The following is a 16,344-nucleotide window of genomic DNA, read 5'->3' as shown; positions in this document are numbered from 1 at the left end:
GGCCGGGGAGAACCGGCGAAACGGGCAGTAGGGTCGGATTCGTGACCGGTCGTGGATTCCGGATAGGTAGTGGCCTCGTCGCCGCCGGGGTGATTCTCGGCGGCGCGGAGATCGTGGCGGCCTTCATCAGCCCGGACGCCACCCCGTTCCAGGCCGTCGGCGCGTGGGTCATCGACCACACGCCGGACGGGCTGCGCGAATGGGCGATCGACACCTTCGGCACCAACGACAAGCTCGTGCTCTTCGTGCTGATGGGTGTGGTCGCGGTGCTGCTCGCGGCCGTCGCGGGGCTGATCGAGCGACCGAAGCGGCCCGCCGGGTCGGTGTTGTTCGGGATCCTCGGGCTGCTGTCGGCCGTCGCGGCGGTCACCCGGCCGCACGCTACCTGGAACTGGCTGTTCCCTTCGATACTCGGCGCGTGGGCCGGAATCATGGTGCTGCGCACGCTGATCGATCGCATCGCGGACCTCGAGGACGTGTCGGCGGCCGCGGGCGGGACGGGTGCGGCCGGTGGATCCGGTGCGGGCGCGGGATCCTCGGGGCCGGCCGATCATGATCTCGATGCGGGGGCAGCCGGGGATTCGGCCACCTCCCCGGGAACCGCTGCGGTGCAACGGGACGCGACCGGAGGCCGCACGGCTCGCACGGCGTCGACCGACGATGTCGCACTGGAACGGCGGCTCGTCGTGCGGGGGATCGCGGTCGCGGCCGTCGCGGGCATCGGCGCGGGCATCGCCGGGCGGGTGCTCGAGGTGCGGTCGCGCAGCGTCGCGGGGGAGCGGGCCGAGGTCGTGCTGCCGACGCCGAAAGGCGTTCCGGTGGCGGTGGATCCGGCCGCGGACCTGAAACTGCCCGGGCTCACGCCCTACCTCACGCCGAACTCCGACTTCTACCGCATCGACACCGCGCTGACCGTGCCGCAGCTGAGCCGGGAGAACTGGTCGCTGCGGATCCACGGCATGGTGGATCGCGAAATCCGTTTGAGCTGGGCCGATCTCGACGCTCGCACCCCGGTGGAACGGCTCGTCACCCTGGCCTGTGTGTCGAATCCCGTGGGCGGCGACCTGATCGGCAACGCCCAGTGGCTCGGGTACCGGCTCGACGAACTCATCGCCGAGGCGGGCCCGCACCCGGACGCCGACATGGTGCTGTCCCGCAGCGTCGACGGCTTCACCGCGGGCAGCCCGCTGGCCGCCCTCACCGATGGGCGCGACGCGCTGCTCGCGGTCGGCATGAACGGCGAACCGCTGCCGACCGCGCACGGCTACCCGGCCCGGCTGGTGGTGCCCGGACTGTACGGGTACGTCTCGGCGACCAAATGGGTCACCGAACTGGAGATCACCAGATTCGATCGCGCGCAGGCGTATTGGACCAAGCGCGGCTGGTCGGCCGAGGGCCCCATCAAGACCGGTACCCGCATCGACACCCCGCGCGGGGGCACCCGCGCCCCGGGCGTCGTCACCGTGGCCGGGGTGGCCTGGGCGCAGCACCGCGGGATCCGGGGCGTCGAGGTGCGCGTCGACAACGGTGAGTGGCAGCCCGCGCGCCTGGCCGCGGAACCCTCCATCGACACCTGGCGGCAGTGGGCCTTCGACTGGCAGGCCGAACCCGGCGTGCACACCCTCTGGGCGCGCGCCACCGACGGCACGGGCGAAACCCAGACCGCCGACCGCCGGGACGTGATCCCCGACGGCGCGAGCGGCTACCCCTCGGTCACGATCCGCGTCAACGCCTGAAGGCCGATCGACCGCGGCGTGAATCCCGGCGGATGCGCAGCCGCTACCCCCTCGATATTCGCGACCACGGCGGCTGGATCGCCGATCGCCGTATCGCCGGTCGCTGGACCGTCCGACCGCTGCGGCGTGAGCCTCGCGGCCATTCTCCGATCACGATGCCCGGCGGCCGCGATCGCCGAAAACCGGTGTGGTTCGACCGGTTTGCCGTGGTGTGCGCAGCTTTTCGGTGTGGCTAAGTGCCGAACGGCCTCTCGAGCGGCGCGGCGGGATTACGATCGGCGGCGGCCGTCCACGCCCGCCCGAGCCCATCCGAGCCATCCGAGGGAGCGCGCTTGACCGGAGTACTGGAATGGGCGCGGGCGGAGAACCTGCAGCCGGAACCGCTCACGCTCGATCATTGGCAGCAGCTCCCCCGGGAGTTCTGCCGGCTCGTCGAGGTGGTGAACGGCGATGTCGTGCGCGCCGAAGCCACCGGCATCTGGCACGGCAACGCCGCCAAACATCTGGCCTCCATGCTGGAGAACGCCGCCGAAGCCCATATGGGCCGCTACCAGGACGGCGTGCTCTACGTCGGCACCGGCCTGGACGTCCTGCTGTGGGAGTCGCCGCGCCTCACCGTGCGCAGGCCCGACATCGTGATGTTCTCGTGCAGCCCTTCGGAAATGGGCCTGCTGCCCGCCTCGCGGATCCGCATCGTGGTCGAGGTCGTGACCCCGATCAGCGAGCGCGTGGACACCGCCGACAAACAGGCGGAATACGCGATGGCCGGAATTCCCTGGTACTGGCTGGTCTACATGGATCGCGACCGCGTCGCCTACATCCAGACCTTCGTGCTGGTGCTCGGGCACTACCGCCCGCACCGCAGGCTCATGCCGATCGTCGGGGAAACGGTGCTGGACATGCCCATCGAGATCCGCCTCGACTGGCACTGGCTCATCGCGCTGGCCTATTGACCCGTGCGAACAGGCTCCCTTCCGCGAATGCGGCAGGGAGCCTGTTTCTTTCACTGTCCGGTAGGCGAAATCAGCTGTTCCGCCGCGAGATTCAGCTCGCGACCGGCTCCTTGTCCAGCCGGTCCGCCGGCTTTTCGGCCGACTTCCCGTGCCCGACGAACAGCGCCGAGGCCACCACGCCGATCAGCAGGATGAAGCCCGGCAGCAGCATCGACTGGCTCAGCGCCGTGCTGACCTTGTCCAGCACCGCGTCCGGCAACTGCGCCATCCCCGCGCCGCCCTCGTGGATCGGGCCGGCGGGCAGGTGCTGCGCCGCGATCCGCGAGGACATCAGCGCGGCGATCGCCGCCGAACCCAGCACCGAACCCACCTGGCGGGTCGTGTTGTAGACGCCCGCGCCCGCACCGGCCTGCGAGACCGGCAGATTGTGCGTCGCGGTGGTGGCCAGCGGCGCCCAGATGCACGCGTTGGCGATGCCGGCGACGCCGCCGATGACCAGGAACGCCAGGATCGAGGCGTCCGGCTTCATCAGCGCCGCGAAGGCGAAGATCGTCGCGGAGAACGCGGCGAAACCGATGGTCGGGAACACCCGGGGCGGCATGCGATCGGACAGCTTGCCCACGATCGGGGCGAAGACGCCGGTCAGGATCGCCATGGGCGCCAGCACCAGCGCCGAGCGGGTGGGCGACATGTCGCGCACCTGCTGCAGGTAGAAGTAGAACGGCACGAACACCGCGGTGACCGAGGCGCCCATGGCCGCGATGGCCAGGTTCGACATGGCGAAGTTGCGGTCCTTGAACAGGCTCAGCGGCACCAGCGGCTCACCGGTGTTGCGGGCCTGATTGACCACGAACAGCCCGAGCACCACGACGCCCGCGCCGATGAGCAGCCAGATCAGCGCGTCCCAATCGCGGGTGTTGCCTTCCTGGATGCCGAAGACCAGCAGGAACATGCCCACGGCCGACAGCGCGACGCCGACGAGATCGAACTTGTGCTCGTGCGTCGGCAGCGCGGGCACCAGCCACACGGCCAGCGCGAAGGCGATGATGCCGATCGGGACGTTCACGTAGAAGATCCACTCCCAGCCCTGCCAGTCGACCAGGACGCCGCCCAGGATCGGGCCGACCAGGGTGGCCAGACCGGCCACGCCGCCCCACAGGCCCATGGCCGCGCCGCGCTTGTCCGGCGGGAAGGTGCGGGTGATGACGGCCATGGTCTGCGGGGTCATGAGCGCCGCGCCCAGGCCCTGCACCGCGCGGGCCGCGATCAGCATCTCGATGCTGCCGGACATCGCGCACCACAGCGAGGCGGCGGTGAACACGGTCAGGCCGATGAGATAGATGTTCTTGGGGCCGAAGCGATCTCCGAGCCGGCCGGTGATGAGCAGCGGCACCGCGTAGGCGAGCAGGTAGGCGCTGGTCACCCAGATGACCTTGCTGATATCGGCGTTCAGATCGTCCATGATGGCCGGGTTGGCCACCGCGACGATGGTCATATCCAGCAGGATCATGAAGAAGCCGACGACCAGCGCGTATAGCGCCAGCCACGGATTGCGTTGGGTGGACATGGATTCAGGTTTCCTGTCTGGCGGGGGCAGTCGAAAACGACTGCCGGGAAAGAGAAGTGGTCACGGGGCGCTCGCGTCCGGAGCCAGTGGATTGCGGCCCTCGCGGACCGCGGCCACGTCCTGGGCGCTCAGGCCCGCACCCCAGTCCGAGCCGAGGGTTTCGGTCGGCAGGATCTGGAGGCGCTCGCCGGTCTCCGGGTCGAATTCCTCCCAGGGCAGCTCGCCGCTCACCAGATCGGCGACGAAGCCGCGGACCCAGTCGCCCTCGGCGACGTTGAGTGCGCGCATGTACTCGATGACGGCCCAGAAACGGCGCGGCACCTGCCGGCTCACCGCCCACTCGCGCAGCGCCTCGATTTCGGCGCTGCGACTGTCTATCCAGGTCAGGCGTTCGCGCAAGAGCGCGATCACTTCCTGCACCGGCAAATTGTGCGCCTCGGCCAAGGCGATGGGGAAGATCGGGTACTCCCTGACCGGCTGGCGCAGGATCTCGGTGATGCGGGCGCGCAGGCACCTGCGGCCCTCGGATCGGATGCGGTAGATGGTGCGTTCGGGCCGGTTGCCCGCCCGATCCGTGCCTTCCGCGAGCACCAATCCCTGCTCGGCCAGGCGTGCCACCGTGTGATAGAGCGACCCGGGCTTGATCTTGACCAGTTCGTCTTCGTGTCGGGTCATGAGCAGCTGATACATCTCGTACGGATGCATCGCCCGCTCTTCCAGCAGCGCGAGCACCGCGATCGCCATCGGCGTCAGCGCCACACCCGCCTGCTTCCGGTTCACCGGAACCTCCATCCTCCGTGCCAAATATTCCACGTGGAATATACGGCCCGGAGGATTGGCGGGACAAGGCGTCGGTCACCGTTTGTGAAACAGCTCACCGAGCCGAAATATTGCCGAGGGGCGGCTGCTGTTCGGCTGGAGCGCCGGGTGCAGACGCCGAGGGATTGCCGGCCACCACGCTCCGGGGTAGCCGTGCGCGGCGGGGAAACGATCGCGGCGGGCGCGGGGCTTTCGTAGGCTGGCAGCCGAAACCCGCGCGCACGAAGGAGCAGTCATGGCCGCCACGCTGACGAAGGGGCAGAACGCCCCGCTGGAGGCGGCGGGCGTCGCGATCTCGGTGCGCAGCGCCGCGGCCGTGGACGTGTCCGCGCTCCTGGTGACCGCGAACGGGAAGGTGCGCTCGGACGCGGACTTCGTCTTCTTCAACCAGCCGTCCGGGCCCGGGGTCGACTTCGTGCCGGGTTCGCCCGCGTCGCTGTGGGTTTCACCCGCGGCGGTCCCCGCCGAGATCGACCAGGTGCGCGTGGTGCTGACCCTGGACGATCCGGCGGCCACCTTCGGGCGATTCGCGCCGCCGGTCGTCGGCGTCCGCGACAGCTCGGGAAACACGCTGTGCGAGTACACGGTCGAAGGACTCGACACCGAATCGGTGGTCATCGCGCTGGAGGTCTATCGCCGCGCCGAAGCGTGGAAGGTGCGTGCGGTGGGGCAGGGGTACGCGGGTGGCTTCGCCGCGCTGGTCACCGATCACGGTGTGAGCGTCGATGATTCACCCGAGCCCGTTGCGTCTGCGGCCCCCGCTGCTGTCACCGCGACTTCCGCCGCCTCGGCGACCTCCGCTACGGCTTCCGTGGCTCCGGTTTCCGCGGCGCTCCCGCCCGGCACACCGCCGCCTGCTTCGGACCAACTCGAAATACGCAGCGCGCCCGGCGAGTCCGCACTCCCGCCCGAGCAGCGCCAGCGCCTCGACCTGCGCAAGCGCGAGGTCGCCAAGGTTTTGCTGACCAAGCGTGCCACCGGTGTGCGCGCCCGCGTCGTGCTCGTCATCGACAAGACCGGCAGCATGCGCCAGCTCTACAACCAGAAGGTGGTGCACCGCGTGGTCGAGCGCATGATCCCCATCGCCATCCAACTCGACGACGACGGACTCCTCGAGCCGTACCTGTACGCCCGCGACTTCCTGAAACTGCCGAGTATCGCCGTGGACCAGGCGCATTCGTGGACCGAGAAGTACCTGCACCTGTCCGGCACCCGCGAGGGCCTGGACTACGACTTCATCGGCCTGGGCAACGTCGAGATGCCGATCATGCGCGAGATCATGCGCACCCTGAAGCCCGGCGGCCCGCCGACCCTGGTGCTGTTCTTCACCGACGGCGGCTTCTCGAAGAAACGCGAGATCGCCGACCTGATGCGCGAAGCCGCGAACCTCCCCGCCTTCTGGCAGTTCATCGGCCTGGGCAAGGCCAACTTCGGCGTCCTGAACACCCTCGACGAGCTCGACGGCCGCACCGTCGACAACGCCGGCTTCTTCCCCGCCCTGAACATCGACGAACTCGACGATCCCGCCCTCTACACGAGCCTGCTCGGCGAGTTCCCCGACTGGCTCCGCGCCGCCCGCGCGGCGGGCATCACCCGCTGATCCCGAGTACCAGCCGAACGCCGCAGGGCCGGATCTCCGAAGAGATCCGGCCCTGCGGCGGAACGGTTTTCGCCTAGGAGGTGGGGCTCATGGCCTCGGCGATGATCTCGGCCTGTTCGACCGCGTGCACCTTCGACGAACCCGAGGACGGGGCCGACATGGCGCGGCGGGAGATGCGGCGCAGCTTCGCGAAGCGGGCCGGGAGGATCTCCGGGAGGTTCAGGCCGAAGAAGGGCCAGGCGCCCTGGTTGGCCGGTTCCTCCTGGACCCACGCCAGATCGGTGGCGTTGGCGTAGCCCTCCAGGGCCTCGTTGAGGCGGAACTTCGGGATCGGGTACAGCTGCTCGACGCGCACGATCGCCAGATCGTCGCGGTTGTTCTTGACCTTCTCCGCGAGCAGCTCGTAGTAGATCTTGCCCGAGGTCAGCAGCACGCGCTTGACCTTCGAACGATCACCGTCGCCGGTCTCGTAGGTGGGCTCCTCGAGCACGCTGCGGAACTTGTTGTCCGTGAAGTCCTCGATGTCGGAGACCACGGCCTTGTTGCGCAGCATGGACTTCGGGGTGAAGACCACCAGCGGGCGGCGGATGCCGTCCAGCGCGTGCCGGCGCAGCAGGTGGAAGTAGTTCGACGGCGTGGACGGAACCGCCACGGTCATCGAACCCTCGGCACACAGCTGCAGGAAGCGCTCGATACGGCCGGAGGTGTGGTCCGGGCCCTGGCCCTCGTGACCGTGCGGCAGCAGCAGCACGACCTCGGACAGCTGACCCCACTTGGCCTCACCGGAGGAGATGAACTCGTCGATGATGGTCTGCGCGCCGTTGACGAAGTCACCGAACTGCGCTTCCCACAGCACGAGCGCGTCCGGGTTGCCCAGCGAGTAGCCGTATTCGAAACCGACGGCGGCGAACTCGGACAGCGCCGAGTCGTGCACCGCGAACCAGCCGGCCTTCTCGGACCCGATGTTGTGCAGCGGGGTGTACTCGCCGCCGGTCTTGCGGTCGATGATGACCGAGTGCCGCTGGGTGAAGGTGCCGCGCCGCGAATCCTGACCGGTCAGGCGCACCGCGTGGCCCTGATCGATGAGCGAGCCGAAGGCCAGCAGCTCGGCGAACGCCCAGTCGACCTTGCCCTCGTACGCCATCTCCTTGCGGCGGTCCAGCACCGGCTTGACGCGCGGGTGCACGCTGAAGCCTTCGGGCACGTTCACGAACGCGTCACCGATGCGCTGCAGCACCGACTTGTCCACGGCCGTGACCATGTTCGCCGGCATCTGCTGCTCGTCCTCGACGGACTCGGACTTCTCGGGCCGGTACTTCTCCAGTTCGCGAACCTCGTTGAAGATCCGCTCCAGCTGGCCCTGGTAGTCGCGCAGCGCGTCCTCGGCCTCCTTCATGGAGATGTCGCCGCGGCCGATGAGCGATTCGGTGTAGGTCTTGCGCACCGAGCGCTTGGTGTCGATGACGTCGTACATGTGCGGCTGCGTCATCGACGGGTCGTCGCCCTCGTTGTGGCCGCGACGGCGGTAGCAGATCAGGTCGATCACGACGTCGCGGTTGAACTTCTGGCGGTAGTCCACGGCCAGCTTGGCGACCCACACGCAGGCTTCGGGGTCGTCGCCGTTCACGTGGAACACCGGCGCGCCGATGAACTTCGCGATGTCCGTGGAGTATTCGGTCGAACGCGAGTACTCCGGCGAGGTGGTGAAGCCGATCTGGTTGTTCACCACGATGTGCACGGTGCCGCCGGTGCGGTAGCCGCGCAGCACGGACAGGTTCAGGGTCTCGGCGACCACGCCCTGACCCGCGAACGCCGCGTCACCGTGGAGCATGAGCGGCACGACCGAGAAGGTGCGCGCCTCTTCGCCCTTGGTGACGAGGTCTTCCTTGGTGAGCAGATCCTGCTTGGCGCGGACCAGGCCCTCGAGGACCGGGTCGACGGCTTCCAGGTGCGAGGGGTTGGCGGTCAGCGACACCTCGATGTCGTTGTCGCCGAACATCTGGATGTAGGTGCCGCGCGCGCCCAGGTGGTACTTCACGTCGCCCGAGCCATGGGTGGCGGCCGGGTTCATGTTGCCCTCGAACTCGGTGAAGATCTTCGAGTAGGGCTTGCCGACGATGTTGGCCAGCACGTTCAGGCGGCCGCGGTGCGGCATGCCGATGACGACCTCGTCGAGGGCGTACTCGGCGCACTGGTCGATGACGCCGTCCATCATCGGGATGACGGACTCGGCGCCCTCGAGCGAGAAGCGCTTCTGGCCCACGTATTTGGTGGCCAGGAAGGTCTCGAACGCCTCGGCCGCGTTGAGCCGGGACATGATGTACTTCTGCTCGGCGACAGAAGGCTTCTCGTGCTTCTGCTCGACGCGGTCCTGAATCCACTGCAGCTGTTCGGGATCCAGGATGTGGGTGTATTCCACACCCACGTGCCGGCAGTAGGCGTCACGCAGGATCGACAGCACGTCGCGCAGCTTCATGCGCTCCTTGCCGTGGAAGCCCGCGACGTTGAACTCGCGATCGAGGTCCCACAGGGTCAGCCCGTGCTGGGTGACATCGAGGTCCGGGTGCGAGCGGAACTTGTCGTGCACCAGCCGCAGCGGGTCGGTGTCGGCCATGAGGTGACCGCGGTTGCGGTACGCGGTGATCATCTCCTGGACGCGGGTCGACTTGTCGATGCCGCGTTCCTTGATGTCCTTGCGCCAGCGCACCGGCTCGTAGGGGACACCCATGCCGTGGAAGATCTCGTCGTAGAACTCGTCCGAGATCAGCAGGTTGTGCACGGTCCGCAGGAAGTCGCCGGACTCCGCGCCCTGGATGATGCGGTGGTCGTAGGTCGAGGTCAGCGTCATGAGCTTGCCGATGCCGATCTCGGCCAGCTGCTCGTCGCCCATGCCCTGGAACTCGGCCGGGTACTCCATGGCGCCGGCGCCGATGATCGCGCCCTGTCCGGGCATGAGCCGCGGCACCGAGTGGTTGGTGCCGATGGTGCCCGGGTTGGTCAGCGAGATGGTGACGCCGGTGAAGTCGTCGTTGGTGAGCTTGCCGTTGCGCGCGCGCCGCACCACGTCCTCGTACGCGGTGTGGAACTGCGCGAAGGTCATGTCTTCGGTGTTCTTGATGGCCGCGACCGCCAGGGTGCGGCCGCCGTCCTTGCCCGGCAGGTCGATGGCCAGGCCGAGGTTGGTGTGCGCGGGGGTGACCGCGTTCGGCTTGCCGTCGATCTCGGCGAAGTGCCGGTTCATGACCGGGAAGGACTTGATGCCCTGCACGATGGCGTAACCCAGCAGGTGGGTGAAGGAGATCTTGCCGCCGCGGGTACGGGCCAGGTGGTTGTTGATGACCAGCCGGTTGTCGATCATCAGCTTCGCGGGGATGGCCCGGACGCTGGTGGCGGTGGGGATGGTCAGCGAGGCCGACATGTTCTTGACGATGGCCGCGGCCGGACCGCGCAGCACCTTGGACTCGTCGGCCGACTCGGTCTTCGGCGCGCCCGCGGTGGGGGCGGCGTTGGACGTCTTGGCCGGAACGGTCTGGGGCGCGCGCTCCTGGGCCTTGGCGGGCGCGGGAGCCGCGGCGGGCTTCGGCGCGGCGGGGGCCTTGGCGGGCGCGGGCGCTGTCGCCTTGGGCGCGGGCGCGGCAGCCTTGGGGGCGGGCGCGGGGGCCGCGGCGGCGGGAGCGGGGGCTACTGCCTGGCTGTTGCCGGAGTCGCCGGTGGCTTCCGGCGTGTAGTCCGCGAGGAACTCGTGCCAGCTCTCATCGACCGACGACGGGTCTTGCTTGTACTTCTGGTACATCTCGTCGACGAGCCACTGGTTCTGTCCGAACTGGGATGTTGAGCTGCTCACAGCAGGTGTTCGCCTCATTTCGTTCTTCGCGCTGCGACGTTTGTGACGTGCCCGGCACGGGTAATCGGCGGATGCGCACCGACGCGCCCCCTCTGAGGATATGCCCACGCCTGTTCGCGCCTGGGCATGGACTACCACCGAGCGGACACATCTTCTCGTGACGACTCGTCCTGGACCGAGAATATTCCTACTTCGGCGCCCGCCGCAGCCCACAGGCGAGAGTAGGGGCCGTGCATTGATAGGAGTTCGTCATGAGTGCCGATTTCGGTGATTCGCCCGTGTTCCACGACGGCGATTCGATCGGCCTGCGCGGCGGTCGCGAGCCGGTGCGCGACGATCACCGCGGTCCGGCCGCGAGTCACCGATTCGTTCGCTACCAGCACCGACGCTTCGGCCGCGGGGTCGAGGACGGCGGTCGCCTCGTCCAGCAGCAGTAGATCCGGACCGACCAGTTCGGCTCGGGCCAGGGCAATCAGCTGCCGCTGCCCCGCGGACAGCCCGCGACCCCGTTCGCCCACCGGTTGCCGCATTCCCAGCGGCAAAGCGTTGATCGTGGGCAGCGCGCCGACCGCGGCGGCCGCGGATTCGATCTCCGCAAGACTCGCAAAAGGTTTGCCAAATGCAATGTTGCTGGCAATGTCGCCGGCGAATAAGTGAGCTTCCTGCGGCACCACCCCGAGCCGCGAACGGAAGCCGGCCAGCGCGTAGTCGCGGATATCGATGCCGTCGACCCTGATAGCGCCGTTTTCCTCGTTGTTTTCGGCGCTGTGATGCGAATCCGCTATATCGATCTTCGATAGCGCCGTGAGTGAACCGTGATTTGCCTCACGCGGCATGTCGTAAAGCCGGGCAAGCAGTTTCACGACCGTGGACTTGCCCGCGCCCGTCGCCCCGACCAGCGCCAGACTCGTCCCCGCCGGGATTCGCAAACTCACACCGTCGAGGGCGGGCGTCCGGGTGCCGGGGTACTGGAAGCGCACCCGATCGAACTCGACCTCGCCGCGCAGGCCCGGCGCGGCGTCCACCGCGCCGTCCGGATCCGGTGCGATCGAGGAGGGCGTGCGCAGCAGTTCACCGATGCGCCGCAGGCCGACCCGGGCCTGCTGATACCCGTCGAACAGCTGCGACAGCTGATGGACCGGTCCGAACAGCAGGCCGAGATAGAGCACGAACGCGACCAGGGTGCCCGCGCTGGTGACGCCCTCGGCCACCTGCCGCGCGCCCAGGAACACCACCGCCGCCAGCGCCAGATCCGCCCAGCCGCCGACGAAGGCGAAGAACAGCGAGATGGCGCGCTGGGCCCGCATCCGGCTGTCGCGGTAGCGCCCCGAGTACTCGGCGAAGCGCCGGGCCGCGAGCGCCTCGTGCCGGTGCGCCTGCACCACGCGCAGCCCGGCGACGTTCTCGGCGAAGTCGCCGTTCACGGTCGCCGCGTGCTCGCGCGAGGCACTGTAGGCCGCGTTGGACGCGCGGCGGAAAGCCCAGGTGGCGATGATGAGTGGCGGCAGCGCGACCAGCACGACCAGCGCCAGGCGGGCGTCGATGACGGTCAGCGCGACCGCCACGCCCGCCACCATGAGCAGACTGACCAGGGCGTCGGGCATGCCCGTCTGCAGGAAGGTGGACAGCGCGTCGACGTCGGTGGTCATGCGCGTGAGGATCTTTCCGGACAGCTCGCGCTCGTAGTAGTCGAGCCCGAGCCGCTGCAGATGCGCGTAACTGCGCACCCGCAGGCCGAACAGCACCCGCTCCCCGGCCTTGGCGCCCCACACCAGCGCCGTGGAGGCAGCGAGCCAGCCGATCACCGCCAGCACCGTCCCCGCGACGGCCGCGATGACCAGCGTCCCCGCGTCCTGCCGGGTCACGCCCCCGTCGATGGCGTACCGCACGATCGACGGAAACCCGACGCCCGCAACGGCATCCACCGCCAGCAGCGCCATGGTCCCCGCGACCAGCCACCGCACCGGCCGCAGCGCGCTCGCCAGCCGGAACCCGGGATCGGGCTCCCGCAGCCGCTTTCCGTCCATCTCCGGTCGCTCGGTCGCCGCGGGCATCCCCCGCAGCCCGCGCAGCACCTCGGCCGGGATCTCGGCGCCGGGCGCGATCGGCCGATCGGCCTCGCGCGCCGCCGGTTTCGACTGCTCGGGCCGGTGGTTGCCGACGCTCGCTGACTCGAGGGGCGTGTGCCCGGTCCCGGGGACGGTTGCCTGCTCGACTACCTCGGGTCCGCCGGCCGGGCCTGTTGTGTGCTCGGCCGGTGTGAGACCGGCGGTGGGATCGGTCGCGCGCTCGATCGATGCGAGCCCACTCGCCGGGTCCGAACGCCGGCCGTTGGTATCGGCCCGGCTCGCCGGCCCAGCCGCCGCCGGGAACGGTGCGGGCGCGCCCGTCGCGGCGAGGCCGGGCTGTTCCGGGTCCGCGGGCGGGAGCGGGCCGGGGAGGCGGATCACGCGGTCGGCGCGGGCCAGGGTGGACTCGCGGTGGGCCAGGATCAGGGTCGTGCGGGGGTGATCGGTGGGGAGGGCGTCGAAGATCGCGGCCTCGGTGAGGGCGTCGACGGCGGAGGTGGCGTCGTCCAGGATCAGGACGCGGGGGTCGGTGAGCAGCGCGCGGGCCAGGGCGATGCGCTGGCGCTGGCCGCCGGACAGGGTGAGGCCGCGTTCGCCGACCACGGTGTCGTAGCCGTCGGGGAGCGCGGTGATGAACTCGTCGGCCGCGGCCCGGGTCGCCGCGGAACGGATCTCGGCGGCGGTCGCCTCGGGGCGGCCCAGGGCGATGTTGGCGGAGATGGTGTCCGAGAGCAGGAACGCCTCGTCGAAGACCACGCCGACGGCCGAACGCAGGTCGGTGGCGCGCAGGTCCGCGATGTCGGCCCGGGAATCGTTGCCGTACAGCGTGATCCGGCCGGACTGCGGGGTGTAGAAGCGCGGGATCAGCAGCGACAGCGTCGACTTGCCCGAACCCGCCGGGCCGATGATCGCGACGGTCTCCCCGGGCGCGATGGTCAGATCGAAGCCGTCCAGGACGTGCCGGTCCGGGGTGAAACCGAAAGTGAGAGCCTCGATCTCGACGCCCAGCGGGCCGGCGGGCAACTCCACCGGATGCTCCGGATCGGTCTGCTCCGGCGCGCTGTCGATGACCTCGTGGACGCGTTCGGCGGCGGCCCGGGTCAGCTGGGCGAGCACCACCACCATGGACACGGTGCGGGTGGCCGCGGTCATGGTGCCGACATAGGCGCTGAAGGCCAGGAAGGTGCCCAGACCGATCGAGCCGCGCAGGGCCAGCGCCCCGCCGACCGCGATCACCGCGACCAGTCCGAGCTGGGGGATGGCCGCCAGGGTCGGTGCGAAGCGGGCGTCGATGCGGGCCGCGCGCATACGCTCCCCGTACAGCTCGCGGCCGTGCCGTTCGAGCACATCCACCATGCGCGCTTCCTGGCCGAAGCCCTTGACCACGCGGACGCCGGTGACGGTCTCCTCCACGTGCTGGGCCAGATCCGCGGCGCGCTGCTGCGCGGACCAGGTGGCCGCGTACAGCCGCGGTCGTACCCGGTAGACCACGAGTCCCAGCACCGGCACGACCAGCAGCGCGGTCAGGGCCAGCGGGGGCGAGAGCCACAGCATGACCCCGGCCGCGAGCACGAATTGCACCGCGGCGAGCGAGGACCACGGGCCCATGGCCAGCAGGCCCTGGACGAGGGTGAGGTCGCTGATGGATCGCGACACGACCTGGCCGGTGCGCAGGGCGTCCTGACCCGGCCCGTCCAGGCGCTGGAGCGCGCCGAGCAGATCGACGCGCAGTTCGTGCTGCACGTCCAGGGCCAGGCGGCCGGCGAGCATGCGCCGGCTGAAGCTGGTGCCGAACCGGGCGGCGGCGAGCAGGGCGAGCAGTCCGGCCATGGCCGTGATGATCTCGGTGTTCCCGGCGGTCGCGCCGTCCAGGGCGCGTTTGGCCAGCAGCGGCCCGGTCACCTCGATGGCCGCGCCCACCAGCACGGCCAGCCCGATTCCGGCCAGCATCCAGGGGTGCTCCCGCGCCCGCCGCCACAGCCGCCGCAACCAGCCGCCGGTCCGCCCGTTCCCGGCCGTCGCCCGCACCACGGGGTCACCCCCGATCTCATCCACTCGACTCACACTCATCTGGATCGTCTAACGACGGGAGCACCCCCCGTTTGTTCCCGGGCGCCCGGGTTGTCCCGCGTGGCGGGCCGTGTCCGGCGGGTCCGCGAGTGTCCGGAGGTGTCCGGGTGTGAAGTCGGGACGTCGCCTTGTGCCCGGTGGCGTCTGCGTGGTCGGCTGGACGGAACTGTCCATTCGAAAGGGGCCGCGCCCATGCCAATCCAGCGTCTCAACCACGCTGTGCTGTTCGTCTCCGATGTGGAGCGCTCGGCCGCGTTCTACGGCGAGGTGCTCGGCTTCCGCCGGCTGCCGATGGGGTTCCCGGGCGGAGCGTTCCTCCAGGCGGAAGGCTCGGCCAATGACCACGACCTGGGTCTGTTCCAGTCGCCGGATCCGTCGACGCCGCACCGCACCGGCCGGGTCGGCCTCTATCACCTGGCCTGGGAGGTGGACACGCTCGACGAACTCCAGCGCGTGCGCGCGGCGCTCACGGCGGCGAACGCCCTGACCGGCGCCTCCGATCACGGCTCCACCAAGGCCCTGTACGCGGCCGATCCGGACGGCATCGAGTTCGAGGTCTGCTGGCTGGTCCCGGACGCCGCTGTGGAAAAGGCGCTGTCCGGCATGTCGGCGCCCACGGTTCCGCTCGACCTGCCCGCGCTCATCGCCGAATACGGCGGTGACACCCCGGGCGGACCGCGCACCGATCACGAGGTCTGGCGGCGGCTGTTCGCGGGTCGCGGCTGAGGAGCCGCTCGCGAACCCTGAGGCGCCGCTCGCGAATAGTTCTGGGGGCAGCGGCGTTCCGCCGGGGTCGCGGGGTCAGAGGTCGCGGGTGGTGGTGAACCACCACGCCGCACCGGCCGCCGCGGCGGTCCAGAGCAGCAGCACCACGATGGCCGCCGGGGTCGGGGCGATGAGCCCGCCGTCGGTGAACTCGCTGCTGGTCATGGTGCCGAGGGTGGCCGAGACCGGAAGCACGGCGGCGACGCCCGGGATCCCGGCCGCGCGGACGATGAGCCAGAGCAGCGGTTCCAGCAGCACCACGGCCAGGCCGACCGCCAGCGCCCGCACCGGCGAACGCAGCAGGAAGCCCAGGGCCGTGCCGAGCACCGACCAGCACACCGCGGCCAGGGCCACCCCGGCCAGCACGGCGAACAACCAGGACCCGAGCTGCACCCGGTCCCGGCCGAACAGCAGCAGCGCACCCACCGCGAGTGCCTCCGCCAGCACCACGATCGCCAGCGAAATCGCCGCCACCACGGCGGTTTTCGCCCCGAGCAGCACGTTGCGGTCGCGGGTGTACAGCGCGGTCAGCGCGAGCGATCCGTACTGGTATTCCGCACCCGCGGACAGCGCCCCGAACACCCCGGCGGCCAGCACGGCGGCCACCATGGCGACGGCGGCGAACAGCCCCGGCCAGCCCGCGGCGGAAATGACCTTGTCTTCGTCCTCGGACGGCAGCCGGTCCAGCATCAGCCCCAGCGTCGCGAAGGCCAGCACGGCCAGCACCGGCACCAGCCCGCCCAGCGCCTGGTTCACCCGCAGCGAGCCGGCCTTGCGCGCCTCCGAACGGGCCGCCCGCAGTACGGGTTCCGGTACGACGATGCGGTTCATCGACAGTCCTTTCGTCGCGAACGAGCGCGCACGGAATCGGGATGCTTCGGGGCCCCGGCTCTCGTCCCGTGGGGCGCGGCCGGCCGGGGA

At 69.8% G+C, this 16,344-nt stretch carries 9 protein-coding genes; 4 read left to right on the top strand and 5 right to left on the bottom strand.

Going from position 1 to position 16,344, the window contains the following annotated elements; all coding sequences use genetic code 11:
• Positions 1–41: 41 nt before the first annotated feature.
• Positions 42–1,736 carry a molybdopterin-dependent oxidoreductase gene (locus tag ACFVBH_RS14940; protein ID WP_379002094.1) on the top strand — a complete coding sequence of 565 codons (1,695 nt, stop codon included), beginning with the start codon at positions 42–44 and terminating at the stop codon, positions 1,734–1,736.
• Between the two features lie 332 nt (positions 1,737–2,068).
• Entirely contained in the window at positions 2,069–2,689 is a 621-nt protein-coding gene (locus ACFVBH_RS14935) for a Uma2 family endonuclease (protein WP_354988866.1), read from the top strand.
• Between the two features lie 91 nt (positions 2,690–2,780).
• On the opposite strand, the gene ACFVBH_RS14930 is transcribed toward ACFVBH_RS14935, so the two are convergent.
• The gene (locus ACFVBH_RS14930; RefSeq protein ID WP_379002093.1) at positions 2,781–4,256 is read right to left on the bottom strand and encodes a DHA2 family efflux MFS transporter permease subunit; all 1,476 of its coding nucleotides are present in this window, start codon (positions 4,254–4,256) and stop codon (positions 2,781–2,783) included.
• Positions 4,257–4,316: 60 nt separating this feature from the next.
• On the bottom strand, positions 4,317–5,036 hold the full coding sequence (locus ACFVBH_RS14925) for a PadR family transcriptional regulator (RefSeq protein ID WP_354988868.1): 720 nt from the start codon (positions 5,034–5,036) through the stop codon (positions 4,317–4,319).
• A 274-nt stretch (positions 5,037–5,310) separates the two neighbouring features.
• On the opposite strand from ACFVBH_RS14925, the gene ACFVBH_RS14920 reads away from it, so the two are divergent.
• Positions 5,311–6,675, top strand: a complete 1,365-nt coding sequence (locus ACFVBH_RS14920) for a VWA domain-containing protein (RefSeq protein ID WP_379002092.1) — start codon at positions 5,311–5,313, stop codon at positions 6,673–6,675.
• A 73-nt stretch (positions 6,676–6,748) separates the two neighbouring features.
• On the opposite strand, the gene ACFVBH_RS14915 is transcribed toward ACFVBH_RS14920, so the two are convergent.
• Both ACFVBH_RS14915 and ACFVBH_RS14910 read right to left on the bottom strand, forming a co-directional pair.
• Positions 6,749–10,537, bottom strand: coding sequence for a multifunctional oxoglutarate decarboxylase/oxoglutarate dehydrogenase thiamine pyrophosphate-binding subunit/dihydrolipoyllysine-residue succinyltransferase subunit (locus tag ACFVBH_RS14915; RefSeq protein WP_354988870.1), 3,789 nt, complete (start codon positions 10,535–10,537; stop codon positions 6,749–6,751).
• A 113-nt stretch (positions 10,538–10,650) separates the two neighbouring features.
• Positions 10,651–14,658, bottom strand: coding sequence for an ABC transporter ATP-binding protein (locus ACFVBH_RS14910; RefSeq protein ID WP_379002091.1), 4,008 nt, complete (start codon positions 14,656–14,658; stop codon positions 10,651–10,653).
• A 192-nt stretch (positions 14,659–14,850) separates the two neighbouring features.
• Between ACFVBH_RS14910 and ACFVBH_RS14905 the strand changes: the two genes are divergently transcribed.
• The gene (locus tag ACFVBH_RS14905; RefSeq protein WP_354988871.1) at positions 14,851–15,384 is read left to right on the top strand and encodes a VOC family protein; all 534 of its coding nucleotides are present in this window, start codon (positions 14,851–14,853) and stop codon (positions 15,382–15,384) included.
• A 75-nt stretch (positions 15,385–15,459) separates the two neighbouring features.
• Here ACFVBH_RS14905 and ACFVBH_RS14900 read toward each other — a convergent pair whose 3' ends face one another.
• Positions 15,460–16,254: an ABC transporter permease gene (locus ACFVBH_RS14900; protein WP_354988872.1), complete on the bottom strand. Its 795-nt coding sequence runs from the start codon at positions 16,252–16,254 to the stop codon at positions 15,460–15,462.
• Positions 16,255–16,344: the final 90 nt, after the last annotated feature.

The sequence above is a fragment of the Nocardia sp. NPDC057668 genome (genome assembly GCF_042799795.1).
In the GTDB taxonomy this organism is placed as follows: domain Bacteria; phylum Actinomycetota; class Actinomycetes; order Mycobacteriales; family Mycobacteriaceae; genus Nocardia.
Note: the sequence above shows the minus strand (reverse complement) of the source record. Positions and strands in the feature narration are given on the sequence as shown.

Bases quoted from the DNA above. Each gene is read 5' to 3' on its own strand.
- ACFVBH_RS14930 (WP_379002093.1), bottom strand. From the start codon at position 4,256: ATGTCCACCCAACGCAATCCGTGGCTGGCGCTATACGCGCTGGTCGTC.
- ACFVBH_RS14920 (WP_379002092.1), top strand. From the start codon at position 5,311: ATGGCCGCCACGCTGACGAAGGGGCAGAACGCCCCGCTGGAGGCGGCG.
- ACFVBH_RS14915 (WP_354988870.1), bottom strand. From the start codon at position 10,537: ATGAGGCGAACACCTGCTGTGAGCAGCTCAACATCCCAGTTCGGACAG.
- ACFVBH_RS14910 (WP_379002091.1), bottom strand. From the start codon at position 14,658: ATGAGTGTGAGTCGAGTGGATGAGATCGGGGGTGACCCCGTGGTGCGG.
- ACFVBH_RS14905 (WP_354988871.1), top strand. From the start codon at position 14,851: ATGCCAATCCAGCGTCTCAACCACGCTGTGCTGTTCGTCTCCGATGTG.
- ACFVBH_RS14900 (WP_354988872.1), bottom strand. From the start codon at position 16,254: ATGAACCGCATCGTCGTACCGGAACCCGTACTGCGGGCGGCCCGTTCG.